This window comes from Mesorhizobium sp. M1409, from assembly GCF_040317535.1.
Lineage (GTDB): Bacteria > Pseudomonadota > Alphaproteobacteria > Rhizobiales > Rhizobiaceae > Mesorhizobium.
In genome coordinates this window covers 74,453-89,049 of the sequence record NZ_JAMYKV010000018.1, presented here as the reverse complement: position 1 = coordinate 89,049, position 14,597 = coordinate 74,453, and the positions used below count along the sequence as shown (strand labels likewise).

At 63.5% G+C, this 14,597-nt stretch carries 17 protein-coding genes; 11 read left to right on the top strand and 6 right to left on the bottom strand.

What is annotated here, in order from left to right; all coding sequences use genetic code 11:
• Window positions 1-10: 10 nt before the first annotated feature.
• From hutU to hutI, 4 genes are all read right to left on the bottom strand, one after another.
• Window positions 11-1,681 carry a urocanate hydratase gene (hutU, locus tag NKG99_RS16505; protein WP_352869538.1) on the bottom strand — a complete coding sequence of 557 codons (1,671 nt, stop codon included), beginning with the start codon at window positions 1,679-1,681 and terminating at the stop codon, window positions 11-13.
• Window positions 1,682-1,707: 26 nt separating this feature from the next.
• The gene (hutG, locus tag NKG99_RS16500; protein ID WP_352869536.1) at window positions 1,708-2,526 is read right to left on the bottom strand and encodes an N-formylglutamate deformylase; all 819 of its coding nucleotides are present in this window, start codon (window positions 2,524-2,526) and stop codon (window positions 1,708-1,710) included.
• 64 nt (window positions 2,527-2,590) lie between these two features.
• Window positions 2,591-4,126 (bottom strand): histidine ammonia-lyase, encoded by a 1,536-nt coding sequence (hutH, locus tag NKG99_RS16495; protein ID WP_352869534.1) that lies wholly within the window; start codon window positions 4,124-4,126, stop codon window positions 2,591-2,593.
• On the bottom strand, window positions 4,123-5,358 hold the full coding sequence (gene hutI, locus NKG99_RS16490) for an imidazolonepropionase (protein WP_352869532.1): 1,236 nt from the start codon (window positions 5,356-5,358) through the stop codon (window positions 4,123-4,125). The genes hutH and hutI overlap by 4 nt, the downstream gene beginning before the upstream one ends.
• Before the next feature lie 96 nt (window positions 5,359-5,454).
• On the opposite strand from hutI, the gene NKG99_RS16485 reads away from it, so the two are divergent.
• Entirely contained in the window at window positions 5,455-6,807 is a 1,353-nt protein-coding gene (locus NKG99_RS16485; protein ID WP_352869530.1) for a formimidoylglutamate deiminase, read from the top strand.
• Entirely contained in the window at window positions 6,804-7,544 is a 741-nt protein-coding gene (gene hutC, locus NKG99_RS16480; protein ID WP_352869528.1) for a histidine utilization transcriptional repressor HutC, read from the top strand. The genes NKG99_RS16485 and hutC overlap by 4 nt, the downstream gene beginning before the upstream one ends.
• Window positions 7,545-7,591: 47 nt before the next feature.
• On the opposite strand, the gene NKG99_RS16475 is transcribed toward hutC, so the two are convergent.
• Window positions 7,592-7,936 (bottom strand): RidA family protein, encoded by a 345-nt coding sequence (locus NKG99_RS16475; protein ID WP_352869526.1) that lies wholly within the window; start codon window positions 7,934-7,936, stop codon window positions 7,592-7,594.
• A 227-nt stretch (window positions 7,937-8,163) separates the two neighbouring features.
• On the opposite strand from NKG99_RS16475, the gene aztA reads away from it, so the two are divergent.
• The 6 genes from aztA (at window position 8,164) to NKG99_RS16445 (ending at window position 12,197) form a co-directional block, all read left to right on the top strand.
• Window positions 8,164-8,961: a zinc ABC transporter ATP-binding protein AztA gene (aztA, locus tag NKG99_RS16470; protein ID WP_352869524.1), complete on the top strand. Its 798-nt coding sequence runs from the start codon at window positions 8,164-8,166 to the stop codon at window positions 8,959-8,961.
• Window positions 8,961-9,836 carry a zinc ABC transporter permease AztB gene (aztB, locus tag NKG99_RS16465; protein WP_352869522.1) on the top strand — a complete coding sequence of 292 codons (876 nt, stop codon included), beginning with the start codon at window positions 8,961-8,963 and terminating at the stop codon, window positions 9,834-9,836. The genes aztA and aztB overlap by 1 nt, the downstream gene beginning before the upstream one ends.
• A 28-nt stretch (window positions 9,837-9,864) precedes the next feature.
• A complete protein-coding gene (gene aztC / locus NKG99_RS16460; RefSeq protein ID WP_352869520.1) occupies window positions 9,865-10,806 on the top strand; it encodes a zinc ABC transporter substrate-binding protein AztC in 942 nt (313 codons plus the stop codon).
• A gap of 119 nt (window positions 10,807-10,925) precedes the next feature.
• Window positions 10,926-11,348, top strand: coding sequence for a YeeE/YedE family protein (locus tag NKG99_RS16455; protein WP_352869518.1), 423 nt, complete (start codon window positions 10,926-10,928; stop codon window positions 11,346-11,348).
• Window positions 11,349-11,352: 4 nt separating this feature from the next.
• Window positions 11,353-11,790: a DUF6691 family protein gene (locus NKG99_RS16450; RefSeq protein WP_352869516.1), complete on the top strand. Its 438-nt coding sequence runs from the start codon at window positions 11,353-11,355 to the stop codon at window positions 11,788-11,790.
• Between the two features lie 68 nt (window positions 11,791-11,858).
• On the top strand, window positions 11,859-12,197 hold the full coding sequence (locus tag NKG99_RS16445; RefSeq protein ID WP_352869514.1) for a protein tyrosine phosphatase family protein: 339 nt from the start codon (window positions 11,859-11,861) through the stop codon (window positions 12,195-12,197).
• Between the two features lie 13 nt (window positions 12,198-12,210).
• Here the strand turns inward: NKG99_RS16445 and NKG99_RS16440 are convergent, their stop codons facing one another.
• On the bottom strand, window positions 12,211-12,678 hold the full coding sequence (locus NKG99_RS16440; protein WP_023762149.1) for an Lrp/AsnC family transcriptional regulator: 468 nt from the start codon (window positions 12,676-12,678) through the stop codon (window positions 12,211-12,213).
• A gap of 137 nt (window positions 12,679-12,815) precedes the next feature.
• Here NKG99_RS16440 and hppD point away from each other — a divergent pair, with 137 nt between their 5' ends.
• The 3 genes from hppD to NKG99_RS16425 all read left to right on the top strand — a co-directional run bounded on the left by hppD (window position 12,816) and on the right by NKG99_RS16425 (window position 14,597).
• A complete protein-coding gene (gene hppD, locus NKG99_RS16435; protein ID WP_352869512.1) occupies window positions 12,816-13,928 on the top strand; it encodes a 4-hydroxyphenylpyruvate dioxygenase in 1,113 nt (370 codons plus the stop codon).
• Window positions 13,929-13,998: 70 nt separating this feature from the next.
• Window positions 13,999-14,223, top strand: a complete 225-nt coding sequence (locus NKG99_RS16430; protein WP_023780515.1) for a type II toxin-antitoxin system Phd/YefM family antitoxin — start codon at window positions 13,999-14,001, stop codon at window positions 14,221-14,223.
• Window positions 14,220-14,597, top strand: a complete 378-nt coding sequence (locus NKG99_RS16425; protein WP_352869510.1) for a type II toxin-antitoxin system VapC family toxin — start codon at window positions 14,220-14,222, stop codon at window positions 14,595-14,597. The genes NKG99_RS16430 and NKG99_RS16425 overlap by 4 nt, the downstream gene beginning before the upstream one ends.

The following is a 14,597-nucleotide window of genomic DNA, read 5'->3' as shown; positions in this document are numbered from 1 at the left end:
GTTCAGGCAATCAGCCGAGAATGCCGGGCAGGTTGAGCTGGTGCTCCTTGGCGCATTCGATGGCGATTTCGTAACCGGCATCGGCGTGGCGCATCACACCGGTCGCCGGGTCATTCCACAACACCCGTTCCAGGCGTTTGGCCGCTTCGCGCGTGCCGTCGGCAACGATGACCATGCCTGCGTGCTGGGAAAAGCCCATGCCGACGCCACCGCCATGGTGCAGCGACACCCAGGTGGCGCCCGATGCCGTGTTGAGCAGTGCGTTGAGCAGCGGCCAGTCGGACACAGCGTCCGAGCCGTCCTTCATGGATTCCGTCTCACGGTTCGGCGAGGCGACCGAGCCGGAATCGAGGTGATCGCGACCGATGACGACGGGCGCCTTCAACTCACCCTTGGCCACCATCTCATTGAAGGCGAGGCCGAGCCGATGCCGGTCGCCGAGCCCAACCCAGCAGATACGCGCCGGCAGGCCTTGAAAGGCGATGCGCTCACGCGCCATGTCGAGCCAGTTGTGGAGGTGGGTGTTGCCGGGCGTCAGTTCGCGCACCTTGGCGTCGGTCTTGTAGATATCCTCCGGATCGCCCGACAGGGCCACCCAGCGGAACGGGCCAATGCCGCGGCAAAACAGCGGACGGATATAGGCCGGCACGAAACCGGGGAAGGCGAAAGCGTTCTCGAACCCCTCTTCCTTGGCCACTTGGCGGATGTTGTTGCCATAGTCGAGCGTCGGCACACCCGCGTTCCAGAATGCCACCATCGCCTCGACATGTTCGCGCATCGACGCGCGGGCGGCCTTCTCGACCGCCTTGGGGTCGCTGACGCGCTTCTCGCGCCATTCGGCCATACTCCAGCCCTTCGGCAGATAGCCATTGATGGGATCATGAGCCGAAGTCTGGTCGGTGACCATATTCGGGCGGATACCGCGCCTGAATATTTCGGGGACGATCTCAGCGGCATTGCCAAGCAGGCCTACCGACTTCGCCTCGCCGGCCTTGGTCCAGCGCTCGATCATCTCCATCGCTTCATCGAGTGTCTCGGCCTTCTCGTCGACATAGCGTGTGCGCAGGCGGAAATCGATCGAGTCGGGATTGCATTCGATCGCCAGGCAGCAGGCACCAGCCATGACGGCGGCGAGCGGCTGGGCGCCGCCCATGCCGCCAAGTCCACCGGTCAGTATCCATTTTCCCTTCAAATTGCCGCCATAATGCTGGCGGCCGGCCTCGACGAAGGTCTCGTAGGTGCCCTGGACGATGCCTTGCGTGCCGATGTAGATCCACGAGCCGGCCGTCATCTGGCCGTACATCATCAGGCCCTTCCTATCGAGCTCGTTGAATTTCTCCCAGGTCGCCCAATGCGGCACGAGGTTGGAGTTGGCGATCAGCACGCGTGGCGCGTCGGGATGGGTGCGGAAGACGCCGACCGGCTTGCCCGACTGGACCAGCAAAGTCTCGTCATCGGCCAGCGTCCTCAAGGAGGCGACGATACGGTCGAAATCGTTCCAGGTGCGTGCCGCCCGGCCGATGCCGCCATAGACAACGAGCTCGTTGGGATTTTCGGCGACGTCCGGGTCGAGATTGTTCATCAGCATGCGCAGCGGCGCTTCCGTCAACCAGGAGCGCGCGCTGATTTCGCTGCCACGCGGGCTGCGGACTTCACGGATGTTGTGGCGAGGATTGTTCATGGCGTCACTCCAAAAAGGACCTGATGTCAGACGCGCGCCCAGGATGTCGCGGCCTCAAGGATTTTCCGCAGCGTCGCGCGGATCGGTGCTGCGAACTCGGCATCGTAAGGCACCGGCCAATTGTCCGGCATACCCTTGCCGTCGGGCTCGCGCATGTAGCCGCGGTTGGAGAGCTCCATCTGCAGCGCATGCACGCCCTGTTGTGGCTGGCCGAAATGGCGTGTGATCCAGCCGCCCTTGAAGCGGCCGTTTACGACAGCGGATTCGCCGGTTTCGGCCATGATCTGACCGATCATCGCCTGCAGGGCCGGATCGGCGCTCTTGCCGTCATTGGTGCCTAGATTGAACACCGGCAGCATGCCGTCGAACAGGCGCGGCAGCACCGAGCGGATCGAGTGGCAGTCATAGACGACGATCTTTCCGTGCAGGCCTCGCAGCCGGTCGATCTCGGCCTGCAGAGCGGCATGATAGGGTGCGAAGAATTTTTCACGGCGCTCGTCGATCTCCGATGGCCCCGGTTCTTCGCCCTCCCGATACAGCGGATCGCCATCGAAAGTCTCGGTCGGACACAGGCCAGTCGTCGCCTGACCGGGATAGAGCGACGCGCCGGACGGATCACGGTTGACGTCGATGACCGTGCGCGAGATCGCCGTATGCACGACAGTCGCCCCAAGGTCGGTGGCGAAATCGTAAAGTTTGTCGATCCACCAGTCGCAATCGCGGCGGCCGAGCCAGGGCGACACCAGCCGGTTCTCGAGACCGGCGAGATCGATGCCGGTGTGCGGGATCGACACCAGCAACGGGGCAGTACCGCGCGTGACCGTGAGCCAGGAGGGTGACGTCATGAGAGATCCCCCTGCGTTGGAGCCCTACTGCGCGAAGGAACGCAGCCTATGATGGCGAGCATTCTCATGACGCAATCCCCGGCAGCGCTATCGCGCCGGCTGCCTTAATAGTCGCGCCGCTGCGCACCATGGCGATCGCCTTTTCCATATCTGGGTGGAAATGCCGGTCATTGTCGAGATGCGGCACCTCGGCCCGGACCAGCTTGCGCACGGCTTCAAGTGGCGCGCTCGATGCCAGCGGGGCATGGAAGTCGCAGCCTTGTGCCGCGGCCAGCAATTCGATGCCGATGACCGCGGTGGCGTTCTCGACCATGCCGATCAGCCGGCGCGCGCCATGCGCGGCCATCGAAACGTGGTCCTCCTGGTTGGCCGAAGTGGGTATCGAATCGACGCTGGCCGGATAGGCTTTCTGCTTGTTTTCGGAAACGAGAGCCGCCGCCGTCACCTGCGGGATCATGAAGCCGGAGTTCAGGCCGGGCTTCGGCGTCAGGAAGGCCGGCATGCCCGACAATGCCGGGTCGACCAGCATGGCGATGCGGCGTTCCGACAATGAACCGATCTCGCAGACCGCGAGCGCGATCATGTCGGCGGCGAAGGCCACCGGCTCGGCGTGGAAATTGCCGCCCGAAAGGGCCGTGTCATCCTCGGCGAAGATCAGCGGATTGTCGGTGACGCCATTGGCCTCGGTGCCTAGCGTGTCGGCGGCCTGGCGCAGGACGGTGAGCGCCGCGCCCATGACCTGCGGCTGGCAGCGCAGGCAATACGGATCCTGCACGCGCTCGTCGCCAACCCGGTGCGATTCACGGATGGCGCTGCCGGCCATCAGATTGCGCAGGGCGTCCGCCGTCTCGATCTGGCCGCGATGCTGTCTCAGCGCATGGATGCGCGGGTCGAAGGGGGCGTCCGAGCCTTTCGCGGCATCGGTCGACAGTGCGCCAGCGACCAGCGCCGACTGGTAGAGCACTTCGGCCTCGAACAGAGCGGCGAGCGCATAGGCCGTCGAGAATTGCGTGCCGTTGAGCAGCGCCAGACCTTCCTTGGCGCCCAATGTCACCGGCTCCAGCCCGTGCGAGACAAAGGCGACCTTGGCCGGAAAACGGCCATGCGGGGTGAAGCATTCGCCAACGCCGATCATCACCGCCGTCATGTGCGACAGCGGGGCAAGGTCGCCGGAGGCGCCGACCGAGCCTTGCGCCGGCACCACCGGGATGACGTCGTTGGCCAGCATCGCTTCCAGCAACTCGATGGTCTGCGGGCGCACGCCGGAGGCGCCCTGCGCCAGGCTGGCCAGCTTCAGCGCCATCATCAGCCGGCAAACGGATGATGGCATCGGCTCGCCGACGCCGGCGGCGTGCGACAGCACGATGTTGCGCTGCAAGGTCTCAAGGTCTTCGGCGGGGATACGAACGCTGGCCAGTTTGCCGAAGCCGGTGTTGATGCCGTAGACCGGCTCGCCCTTGGCAACGATCCTGGCGACGGCCTCGGCGCTCGCCTTGATTTTCGGCCGGCAGGCATTGTCAAGCTTGGGCACGGCGCCGCGATAGATCGCGCGCCAGTCGGCCAGCGTCGCATTGCCGGGCTTCAGGGTCAGTTCGGTCATTGTCCTCTCCAGATGCGGGCATGCAGCGGGTTGAAGCCCATGCGATAGACGAGTTCAGCGGGGCGCTCGATGTTCCAGATCGCCAGGTCGGCGGATTTACCGACCTCCAGCGTGGCGGTTTCACCCAGCAAACCAAGCGCGCGGGCGGCCTCGCGGGTGACGCCGGCAAGGCATTCGTCGACTGTCAGGCCGAACAAGGTCGCCGCCATATTCATGGTCAGAAGCAGCGAGGTCAGCGGCGAGGTGCCGGGATTGTTGTCGGTGGCGACAGCCATCTTGACGCCGTTCCGGCGGAACAGGCCGATCGGCGGCTTCTTTGTTTCGCGAATGAAATAGTAAGCGCCGGGCAGGATCGTCGCCACGGTTCCCGCCCTGGCCATCGCCGCCGCACCCGCTTCATCGGTGTATTCGAGATGATCGGCCGACAGCGCGCCATAGCGGGCGGCGAGTTCGGCGCCATGCAGGTTGGACAGTTGGTCGGCATGAAGCTTGACCGGCAGGCCGGCCGCCTTGGCGGCATCGAAGACGCGCGCCATCTGGTCCGGCGAAAAGGCGATGCCCTCGCAAAAGCCGTCGACCGCATCGGCCAGCCCCTCGGCGGCAACCGCCGGGAGAATTTCTTTGGCGACTAGATCGATGAAGGCGTCCTTGTCGCCCTTGGCTTCCGGCGGCAGGGCATGGGCGCCGAGGAAGGTTGTGCGGATCGTCACCGGCCGCTCACCGCCCAGCCGGCGTGCGGCACGCAGCGATTTTTTCTCATTTTCCAGATCAAGCCCATAGCCCGACTTGATCTCAACGGTGGTCACACCCTCGGCGATCAGCGCATCGAGGCGCGGCAGCGATTGCGCGACCAGGTCGCTCTCGCTGGCGGCCCGCAAGGATTTGACCGAGGAGACAATGCCGCCGCCGGCCCTGGCGACCTCTTCATAGGTGGCGCCGGCCAGCCGCATCTCGAATTCGTTGGCGCGGTTGCCGGCATGGACCAGATGGGTGTGGCAATCGATCAGGCCTGGCGTGATCCAGCGGCCCTCGCAATCGATCGTCTCGGCACCCTTGGCAAATGCCGCGGGGATCTCCGATTCGGGACCGGCATAGACTATGCGGCCGTCACGTGCGGCGATCGCGCCATGTTCGACGATGCCTAGTCCGGCCGCGTTTTCGGCCAACGTCGCCAAGCGTGCGTCGCGCCAGATGCGAATCGCCCCCGCCCGGCTTTTGCTCTCTGCAACCATCGTCTTTTCCGTTTCAATCGATGGCGATTATGTATATACATATTGAAACGCACTGCAAGCCATCATCGCACGAGAGACAGAGAACCGGAGAGAAAAGTGACTGATATCTTCGCGGAACAGGCACTCCTTCCCAATGGCTGGCACGACAATGTGCGGCTCACCTGCGCCAATGGACGCATCACGGCCGTCGAACCTGGAGCCACAGCGCTGGCCGGCGACGAACGTCACGCGATCCTGCTGCCCGGCATGCCCAACCTGCACAGCCACGCCTTCCAACGCGGCATGGCGGGCCTTGCCGAGCTTCGCGGCCCCTCCGCCGACAGTTTCTGGAGCTGGCGCGAGGTGATGTACCGCTTCGCCCTGTCGATGACGCCCGATCAGGTCGAGGCGGTTGCGGCGCAACTCTATGTCGAGATGTTGGAGGCCGGTTTTTCGCGCGTCGGCGAATTTCACTATCTGCATCACGACAGCGACGGAAAACCCTATTCCAACCTCGCCGAGATGGCCGAACGCATTGCGGCGGCGGCCGGCGAAACGGGTATCGGCCTGACACTGCTGCCCGTGTTTTATGCGCACTCGTCTTTCGGCGGCGCCGCTCCGAACGAAGGCCAGCGGCGATTCGTCAACGATGTGAATCGGTTCTCCCGGCTTGTTGAGAAAAGCCGGGAATCCCTTCGCGCTTTGGGTCAAGCGGTTATCGGGGTAGCCCCGCACAGTTTGCGTGCGGCGACACCACAGGAATTAGCCGAGGTGGCTGCCATTGCGCCGGACGGGCCGATCCACATCCACGTCGCCGAGCAGGTGAAGGAAGTCGAGGACTGCCTTGCCTGGTCGGGCGCGCGGCCGGTCGAATTTCTGCTTGGCCATGCCGAGGTCGACCAACGCTGGTGCCTGATCCACGCCACGCATATGACCGATGCGGAAACGATCGGCATGGCCAAGAGCGGCGCGATTGCCGGTCTTTGCCCGATCACCGAGGCCAATCTCGGCGACGGCACTTTTGCCGCGCCGCTGTTCAGAGAGCATGGCGGCCGCTTCGGGGTCGGCTCCGATTCCAACGTTCTGATCGGGCTGCCCGACGAATTGCGCCAGCTCGAATATTCGCAGCGCCTCGCCCACCGCGCCCGCAACGTGCTCGCGGTCGCCGGCGGCTCGACCGGCCGCGCGCTGTTCGACGCCGCGCTTGACGGCGGCAGCGTCGCGCTTGGTGCCGGCGCCTCAGCGATCGCCGCCGGCGCACCCGCCGATCTCGTCTCGCTCGACGCCGGCAGTCCTTCGCTGGCCGGCAAATTCGGCGACGCTATCCTCGACGCCTGGATCTTTGCCGACGGCAGCAAGGTCGATTGCGTTTGGGTGCATGGCCAAAAACAGGTCAGCGGCGGCAGGCATGTCAAGCGCGAGGCCATCGCTGAGCGGTTTCGCAGCGTGATGATGGCGCTTTCGGCATGAGCATGACCGGGACAATAGGGACGGAAGGCGGCGGCTCGCTGCACCAGCGCATCCTGTCCGACATCAGCGAACGCATCATGTCCGGCGCCTGGGCGCCTGGTCACCGCATTCCGTTCGAACACGAACTGAGCACGCAATACAATTGCTCGCGCATGACGGTGAACAAGGCGTTGTCGCAACTGGCCAAGGCCGGGCTGATCGAGCGCCGGCGTCGTTCGGGCAGTTTCGTCCGCCGGCCGCAGTCGCAGGCGGCGGTGCTGGAAATCCACGACATCCGCATCGAGGTCGAAGCGCTCGGCCTAGCCTATCGCTACGAGCGCGTGGCGCGACACAAGAGGCTCAGCAGCGCCGAGGATCGCGCGCTGCTGGAGTTGGGCGTGGCCGGGCCGGTGCTGGCGCTGGAGTGTCGGCATTTCGCCGGCGAGCGGCCATTCGCGCATGAACAGCGGGTGATCAACCTTGCCGCCGTGCCTGAAGCAGCCGACGAGGAATTTCTCGCCATCGCGCCAGGGCCATGGCTGATCGGCCGTGTGCCGTGGAGCGAAGCCGAGCACCGGATTCGCGCTGTCGCCGCCGACAGGCATATCGCGGCCGCGCTCGATATCGCAGCCGGCGCGCCGTGCCTGGTGGTCGAACGGCGGACATGGAGCGCCGAACATCCGGTCACTCATGTGCGCTTCACCTATGCGGCGGAGAGCCACACGCTGGTGGCGCGGTTCAAGCCGTCGCAGGGGTGAGGCCGATCTCCCCCCTCGTGGGGGAGATCAGCAGCTTCACCGTCGCCTCAGATCGCGGCAGTGATAATAATCTCGACCAGATATTCCGGTCCGGCGAGCTTTGCTTCGCCGGTGGCGCGGGCCGGCGTGTTGCCTTGCGGCACCCACTTGTCCCACTCCGCGTTCATCTCGGCGAAGGTGCCCATATCGGCCAGCCAGATGATCGCCTGCAGGATCTTGGTCTTGTCGGAGCCGGCCTTGGCCAGCAGTTCGTCGACGGCCGCCAGGATGTCCCTGGTCTGTGAAGCGACGTTGCCGGTCGGCTGACCGACCTGACCGGCCAGATAGACGGTGTTGCCGTGGATGACGATCTGGCTCATGCGCGGGCCAACATCGATGCGACGAATGCTCATTGGATGGTTCCTTCCAGTGTCGGTTGCGTCTCTTTAAAGTTGCAGCCGACTTCGGGCAAGGTCGCCCGGTCAAATCCCCTTGGGCCAACGGCGCATGACGTCCTTACACGGCAAGTTGACCCGGCAGCCGCAATTCCGCCGGATTGGCTTGTTGACTAATGTAATAACATCACATATCCAATCGGCCGCTAACAGCAGCCGGATTTCGCCGCCCCACGGATCGCAGAATGACAAACACCTGCCTGACATTCCGCGACCTGACGCTTGGCTACGGCAGCCATCCGGCGATCCATCATCTCGACGGCACCATCCGCAAGGGCTCGCTGACGGCTGTCGTCGGCGCCAACGGCTCCGGCAAATCGACGCTGATGAAAGGCATTGTCGGCGTGCTGAAACCAATGGCCGGCGAGGTCATCCGTGCGCCTGGCGTTCGCGCCGCCTACCTGCCGCAGCAATCGGAACTCGACCGCTCCTTTCCGGCACGGGTGGTGGATCTGGTCTCGCTTGGCCTGTGGCCACGGCGTGGCCTGCTTGGCCGCTACACCAGGCAAGATCGCGACGACGTCAGCAAGGCGCTGATGGCGGTCGGCCTCGGCGGCTTCGAGAAGCGTCCGATCGACACACTTTCGGGAGGCCAGCTGCAGCGCACGCTGTTTGCGCGTGTCCTGCTGCAGGACGCCGACCTCATCCTGCTCGACGAACCGTTCAACGCCGTCGACGCCAAGACGGTCGGCGACCTCATTGCCCTGATCAAGCACTGGCATGGCGAGGAACGGACCATCATGGTGGTCGTCCACGACCTCGATCTGGTGCGGCAGAATTTCCCCGAAACGCTGCTTCTCGCCCGCCAGCCGATTGCCTGGGGCGAGACAAGGGAAACGCTGAAGCCCGAAAACCTGCTGCGCGCCCGCCGCTTCCACGAAGCCTGGGAAGAGAATGCGCCCTGGTGCGAGCCAGACGAGCATGATCACGGCCATGGGCACGATCACCACCATCACCATGGCATCGGACCGAGGGCCGCCTGATGGACACGCTTTACGGTCTTTTCATCGCGCCCTTCGCCGATTTCGGCTTCATGCAGCGGGCCCTGATCGGTTCGCTGATGCTGTCGCTCGGTGCCTGCCCGGTCGGCGTCTTCCTGATGCTGCGGCGCATGAGCCTGTCGGGCGACGCCATGGCGCACGCCATCTTGCCGGGTGCTGCCGCCGGCTTCCTGCTCTATGGGCTGGAGATCCTGCCGATGACCATCGGCGGCCTGATCGCCGGCATCATCGTCGCGCTCGGCGCAGGCGCCGTATCGCGCTTCACCATCCAGCGCGAGGACGCCTCGATGGCGGCGTTCTATCTGATTTCGCTCGCCATCGGCGTGCTGATGGTGTCGATCCGCGGCTCCAGCGTCGATCTCATGCATGTGCTGTTCGGCACTGTGCTGGCGCTCAACGATGAAGCACTGACACTGATCGGCGGCATCGTCGCGGTGACACTGGTCAGCCTCGCCATCTTCTGGCGGGCATTGGTCGCCGAATGCCTCGACCCGCTGTTCCTGCGTTCGGTCAGCCGGCTCGGCAGTCCGGTGCATTTCATCTTCCTTGGGCTCGTCGTGCTCAACCTCGTCGGTGGCTTCCAGGCGCTCGGTACGCTTCTGTCGGTGGGGCTGATGATGCTGCCGGCCGCCGCCGCCCGCTTCTGGACGGTGCGCGTCGAGCCGATGTGCGTGCTGGCGGTGCTGATCGGCTTTGTCTCCTGCATCGCCGGGCTGCTTTTGTCTTATCACGCGTCGCTGCCGTCCGGCCCGGCTATCATCCTGTCGGCTGGCGTCGTTTATTTCGCCTCGATCCTGTTTGGCACGCGCGGCATCCTGCGCGCCCGCATCGTCCATCACCGTCACAGAACGGCCTGATCCCCCGCCCCTAAAAGGAGACCCGCCCATGCTGAAATCGATCCGCTCCGCCCTGGCGATGAGCGTTATAACATTAACCGCCTTTGACGCATCGTCGGCCTTTGCGGCACCGCTGAAAGTGGTCGCCAGCTTCACCGTCATTGCCGATTTCGCCAGAAATGTCGGCGGCGACCGCATCGATGTTACCACCATTGTCGGGCCGGATGGCGACGCCCATGTCTACGAGCCGAGCCCGGCCGACGCGGTGGCCATGGCCAAGGCCGATATCGTGCTGGTCAACGGCCTGCATTTCGAAGGTTTTTTGCAGCGGCTTGTCGATGCCAGCGCCACCAAGGCCTCGATCATCACCTTGACCAAGGGCGTGACGCCGATCGATTTCAAGCCTGAATTCGCCGATGCCGACGCGGCCGAAGGTGCCGGCACCGGCGGCGGCAAAACGGTCACCGATCCGCACGCCTTCCAGTCGATCGCCAATGCCAAGATCTATGTGAACAACATCGCCGAGGCCTTCTGCGCGGCCGACTCCGACGGCTGCGTCAGCTACCAGACCAATGCCGCCGCCTACACCAAGAAGCTCGATGCGGTCGAAGGTGAAGTGAAAGCGGCGATCGCTTCGATCCCGGAAGCGAAGCGCGTGGTCATCACCTCGCATGACGCCTTCGGCTATTTCGAACACGCATACGGCCTGACCTTCCTGGCTCCGCAAGGCATCTCGACCGACTCCGAACCGTCCGCCGCCGATGTCGCCAAGCTGGTCACCCAGGTGAAGCAGGACAAGGCGGCCGCGATCTTCGTCGAGAACATCACCAACCCGCGCCTGATCGAGCAGATCGCCAGCGAGACCGGCATCAAGGTCGGCGGCACGCTCTATTCGGATGCGCTGTCGCAGCCCGACGGCCCGGCCTCGACCTATATCGACATGATGCACAACAACATCCGCCAAATAAAAGGAGCGATCCTCGGCAGCTGATTGATCGACACCTTCGATCCGGCCGGACGAGATAGCCCAGCCGGATTTTCCGCCGGAAATGTATATCCGCGTTATAATCGTCTCACGCAGATATACCTCAGTTCGAAAGCTGGCGCTCCATGACAGACTTCACCCCGTTCCAGTCGCTGCTTGGCGGCGCTCTCATCGGCCTGTCGGCGGCGCTGCTGATGGCTTTTCATGGCCGGATTGCCGGGATGACCGGCATCCTCACCGGTATCATCCCGCCACTTTCCTCCGAATGGCGGTGGCGGGCCGCCTTTCTCGTCGGCGCCGTGGCGGCGCCGCTTGCCTACCAAGCTGTCGGCGGACACATCGCCTTCAGCGTGCCCGTGCCGACGCTCGCACTTATCGTCGGCGGCTTGCTCGTCGGCATCGGCGTGCATTTCGGCGCCGGCTGCCCGAGCGGTCACGGCATTTGCGGCATGGCGCGCCTGTCGCCACGCTCGTTCGCTGCCGTCGCGACCTTCATGATCACCGCCTTCGCCACCGTCTTCATCGTCCGCCACGTGGTCGGAGGCTGAACCCATGAACAAGCTCGTCTCGGCATTCCTGATCGGCGGGGTTTTCGGCCTCGGCATTGCCGTTTCCGGAATGATCAATCCAGCAAAGGTACTGAACTTCTTCGACATTGCCGGTACATGGGATGCAAGCCTGATCTTCGTCATGGGCGGCGGTCTGGTGGTCGCCTTCGCCGGTTACCGGCTGGTGTTCGGCCGCCGCAAGGCGCCGGTGTTCGAAATCGCCTTCGCGCTGCCGACGAAGCGCGCCATCGACGCGGAGCTGATTGGCGGCGCCGCAATCTTCGGTATCGGCTGGGGCATTGCCGGCTTCTGTCCCGGCGGTGCCATCCCTGCCCTTGGTCTTGGCTATTCAGCGACACCAATCTTTGTCGCGGCAGTGATTGCCGGTATCGTCGTGGCGCGTTTCGCCAGGGCAAGGCTCGCTCAGCCGGCCGCGGCATAGGATTCGAGTTGCCGGCCACGTCAGGGAATGGCAAGACTCCCGTCAAATCAGATTGCGAGGACATCGTCATGGAATATCGTGAGATCAGCGAGGACTATTCGGTCTCGGGCCAGATCCAGCCCGAAGACGTCGCCGCCATCAAGGCCGCCGGCTTCAAGAGCGTCATCTGCAACCGACCCGACGACGAGCAGCCCGGCCAGCCTTCGGCCGACACGCTCAAGATGGCCGTCGAAGCCGCCGGTCTCGCCTTCCGCTATATCCCCGTCATCAGCGGCCAGATCACGGCCGAGAATGTCGAGGATCAGGCCGAGGCACTGGATGAGCTCGACGGCCCGGTCTTCGCCTATTGCCGCTCCGGGGCGCGCTGCACCAATCTCTACGGGCTGATCCAGCAGTCGAAGGGTTAGATCGGCTCAAGGGTCAAATCGGCAGCGCGCCGGTTTCCTTCAGTGTCTCCAGCACGATCGCCGTCTTCACATGCTGCACGGATTCGTGCGGCAGGAGCACGCCGTTGACGAATTCCGACAGCGACTTCAAATCGGGCGTCACCACTTTCAAGATGTAGTCCATCTCGCCGGTCAGCGCGTGCGCTTCCTGCACCTCGGGCAGCCGCGCCACCAGTTCGCCGAAGCGCCGCGCATTGTCGCGATTGTGAGTGGCCAATGTCACCGATATGACGTTGACCAAGGAAAAACCGAGCTTGTCGCGGTCGAGCACCGCCCGATACCCCTTGATAAAGCCGTCCTCCTCCAGCCGCTGGCGGCGGCGCGAGCATTGCGACGCCGACAGGTTCACCCGCTCCGAAAGGTCATTGTTAGTCAGCCGCGCATCGCCCTGCAACAGCGCCATTATCTTGCGGTCGAACTGGTCAATGCGCGTCTCATCCATGGCTTTGGTCCACATCATGCATATTTTGCGCATGAGATGACCATTTCAAGCGTTTGAATGCAAGCACCATGCACCGCGTCCGCGTTATGATGGCGTCAGATGGCCTTTCCAGGCCAAGCCAGATTCGGAGGAATATCATGGGCCCCTTCCCGCACGACGCCCCACCCGCCAAGATCAGCAAGGACAACCCCGCCGGCACGGATGGGTTCGAGTTCGTCGAATTCGCGCATCCGGAGCCGCGGAAGCTCGCCGAACTGTTCACCCGGATGGGGTATATCGCGGTGGCCAAGCACCGCACCAAGGACATCACAGTCTGGCGCCAGGGCGACATCAACTATGTCGTCAATGCCGAGCCCGGCTCCCATGCGATGAAATTCGCCGACAAGCACGGCCCCTGCGCCGCCTCGATGGCCTGGCGCGTGGTCGATGCCAAACACGCTTTCGAGCACGCTGTCGCCAAAGGCGCCACGCCTTACGAAGGCGCCGACAAGGCGCTCGACGTGCCGGCAATCGTCGGCATCGGCGGCTCGCTGCTCTATTTCATCGAGACCTACGGGAAGAAGGGCTCGGCCTATGATGCCGAGTTCGAATGGCTGGGCGAGCGTGACCCGCGGCCGGAAGGCGTCGGCTTCTACTACCTCGATCACCTGACCCACAATGTCTATCGCGGCCAGATGGACAAATGGTGGGATTTCTACCGCAATCTGTTCGGCTTCAAGCAGATCCATTTCTTCGACATCGACGGCAAGATCACCGGCCTTGTCAGCCGCGCCATCACCTCGCCCTGCGGCAAGATCCGTATTCCGCTGAACGAGTCCAAGGACGAGACCAGCCAGATCGCCGAATACCTGAAGAAGTACAATGGCGAAGGCATCCAGCACATAGCGGTCGGCACCGACGAGATTTATGCCGCCACCGACAGGCTAGCCGAAAACGGGCTGAAATTCATGCCCGGCCCGCCGGATACCTATTACGACATGTCCTATGCCAGGGTGAACGGCCATGATGAGCCGATCGAGCGGATGAAGAAGCACGGCATCCTGATCGACGGCGAAGGTGTCGTGGACGGCGGCACGACCAAGATCCTGCTGCAGATCTTTTCGAAAACCGTGATCGGACCGATCTTCTTCGAGTTCATCCAGCGCAAGGGCGACGAAGGCTTTGGCGAGGGCAATTTCCGCGCGCTGTTCGAATCGATCGAGCAGGACCAGATCAAGCGCGGTGTGATCAAGGTTCAGGCGGCGGAATGAGTCGACCCGAACTGAGACTCTTGTGGTGCGGCCAATTATGACCTAAATTATGGTCATAAAGGATCACGCCATGAATGTTTCCATCGCGGAGGCCAAGGCCAAATTGTCGGAACTCGTCAGTCGCGCGGAAGCCGGTGAGGAGATCGTGCTCACACGCCACGGCAAGGTGGCCGCGCGTATCGTACCACCGGCAGTAGCCGAACCCCTGCCGCGTATCGGCGCCTTGAAAGGCAAGATCTGGATTGCGGACGACTTTGACGAACTCGGTCCCGAATGGGACGAGTACGTGAAATGACTGTCGGCCCGTTTCTCGCCGACACCCATATCATCCTTTGGTCGATTTCGGACGATCTGCGTCTCAGCGAGCAGCACCGCGCTATCCTGGCTTCGGAGGCGGTGGTGTTCGCGAGCGCGGCAAGCGTTTGGGAAATTGCCATTAAACGTTCGATCGGAAAACTCGCTGCGCCGGACGATCTGCCGACGCTGCTTCCAAGAATGCAATTTCAGCCGCTTGGCGTAACCTTCCAGCATGCGAACGCCGTCGGCGGCCTACCCCGCCACCATGGTGATCCGTTCGACAGGCTGCTGATTGCTCAAGCGCAACTTGAGAACCTGACCATCCTTACAGCCGACCCACATTTCTCCCGTTACGATGTCGCTCTGGCATGA

Excerpts from the sequence above, each read along its gene's own strand:
- hutU (WP_352869538.1), bottom strand. The coding sequence starts at position 1,681 with ATGAACAATCCTCGCCACAACATCCGTGAAGTCCGCAGCCCGCGTGGC.
- hutG (WP_352869536.1), bottom strand. The coding sequence starts at position 2,526 with ATGACGTCACCCTCCTGGCTCACGGTCACGCGCGGTACTGCCCCGTTG.
- hutH (WP_352869534.1), bottom strand. The coding sequence starts at position 4,126 with ATGACCGAACTGACCCTGAAGCCCGGCAATGCGACGCTGGCCGACTGG.
- hutI (WP_352869532.1), bottom strand. The coding sequence starts at position 5,358 with ATGGTTGCAGAGAGCAAAAGCCGGGCGGGGGCGATTCGCATCTGGCGC.
- hutC (WP_352869528.1), top strand. The coding sequence starts at position 6,804 with ATGAGCATGACCGGGACAATAGGGACGGAAGGCGGCGGCTCGCTGCAC.
- NKG99_RS16475 (WP_352869526.1), bottom strand. The coding sequence starts at position 7,936 with ATGAGCATTCGTCGCATCGATGTTGGCCCGCGCATGAGCCAGATCGTC.
- aztA (WP_352869524.1), top strand. The coding sequence starts at position 8,164 with ATGACAAACACCTGCCTGACATTCCGCGACCTGACGCTTGGCTACGGC.
- aztB (WP_352869522.1), top strand. The coding sequence starts at position 8,961 with ATGGACACGCTTTACGGTCTTTTCATCGCGCCCTTCGCCGATTTCGGC.
- aztC (WP_352869520.1), top strand. The coding sequence starts at position 9,865 with ATGCTGAAATCGATCCGCTCCGCCCTGGCGATGAGCGTTATAACATTA.
- NKG99_RS16455 (WP_352869518.1), top strand. The coding sequence starts at position 10,926 with ATGACAGACTTCACCCCGTTCCAGTCGCTGCTTGGCGGCGCTCTCATC.
- NKG99_RS16450 (WP_352869516.1), top strand. The coding sequence starts at position 11,353 with ATGAACAAGCTCGTCTCGGCATTCCTGATCGGCGGGGTTTTCGGCCTC.
- NKG99_RS16445 (WP_352869514.1), top strand. The coding sequence starts at position 11,859 with ATGGAATATCGTGAGATCAGCGAGGACTATTCGGTCTCGGGCCAGATC.
- NKG99_RS16440 (WP_023762149.1), bottom strand. The coding sequence starts at position 12,678 with ATGGATGAGACGCGCATTGACCAGTTCGACCGCAAGATAATGGCGCTG.
- hppD (WP_352869512.1), top strand. The coding sequence starts at position 12,816 with ATGGGCCCCTTCCCGCACGACGCCCCACCCGCCAAGATCAGCAAGGAC.
- NKG99_RS16430 (WP_023780515.1), top strand. The coding sequence starts at position 13,999 with ATGAATGTTTCCATCGCGGAGGCCAAGGCCAAATTGTCGGAACTCGTC.
- NKG99_RS16425 (WP_352869510.1), top strand. The coding sequence starts at position 14,220 with ATGACTGTCGGCCCGTTTCTCGCCGACACCCATATCATCCTTTGGTCG.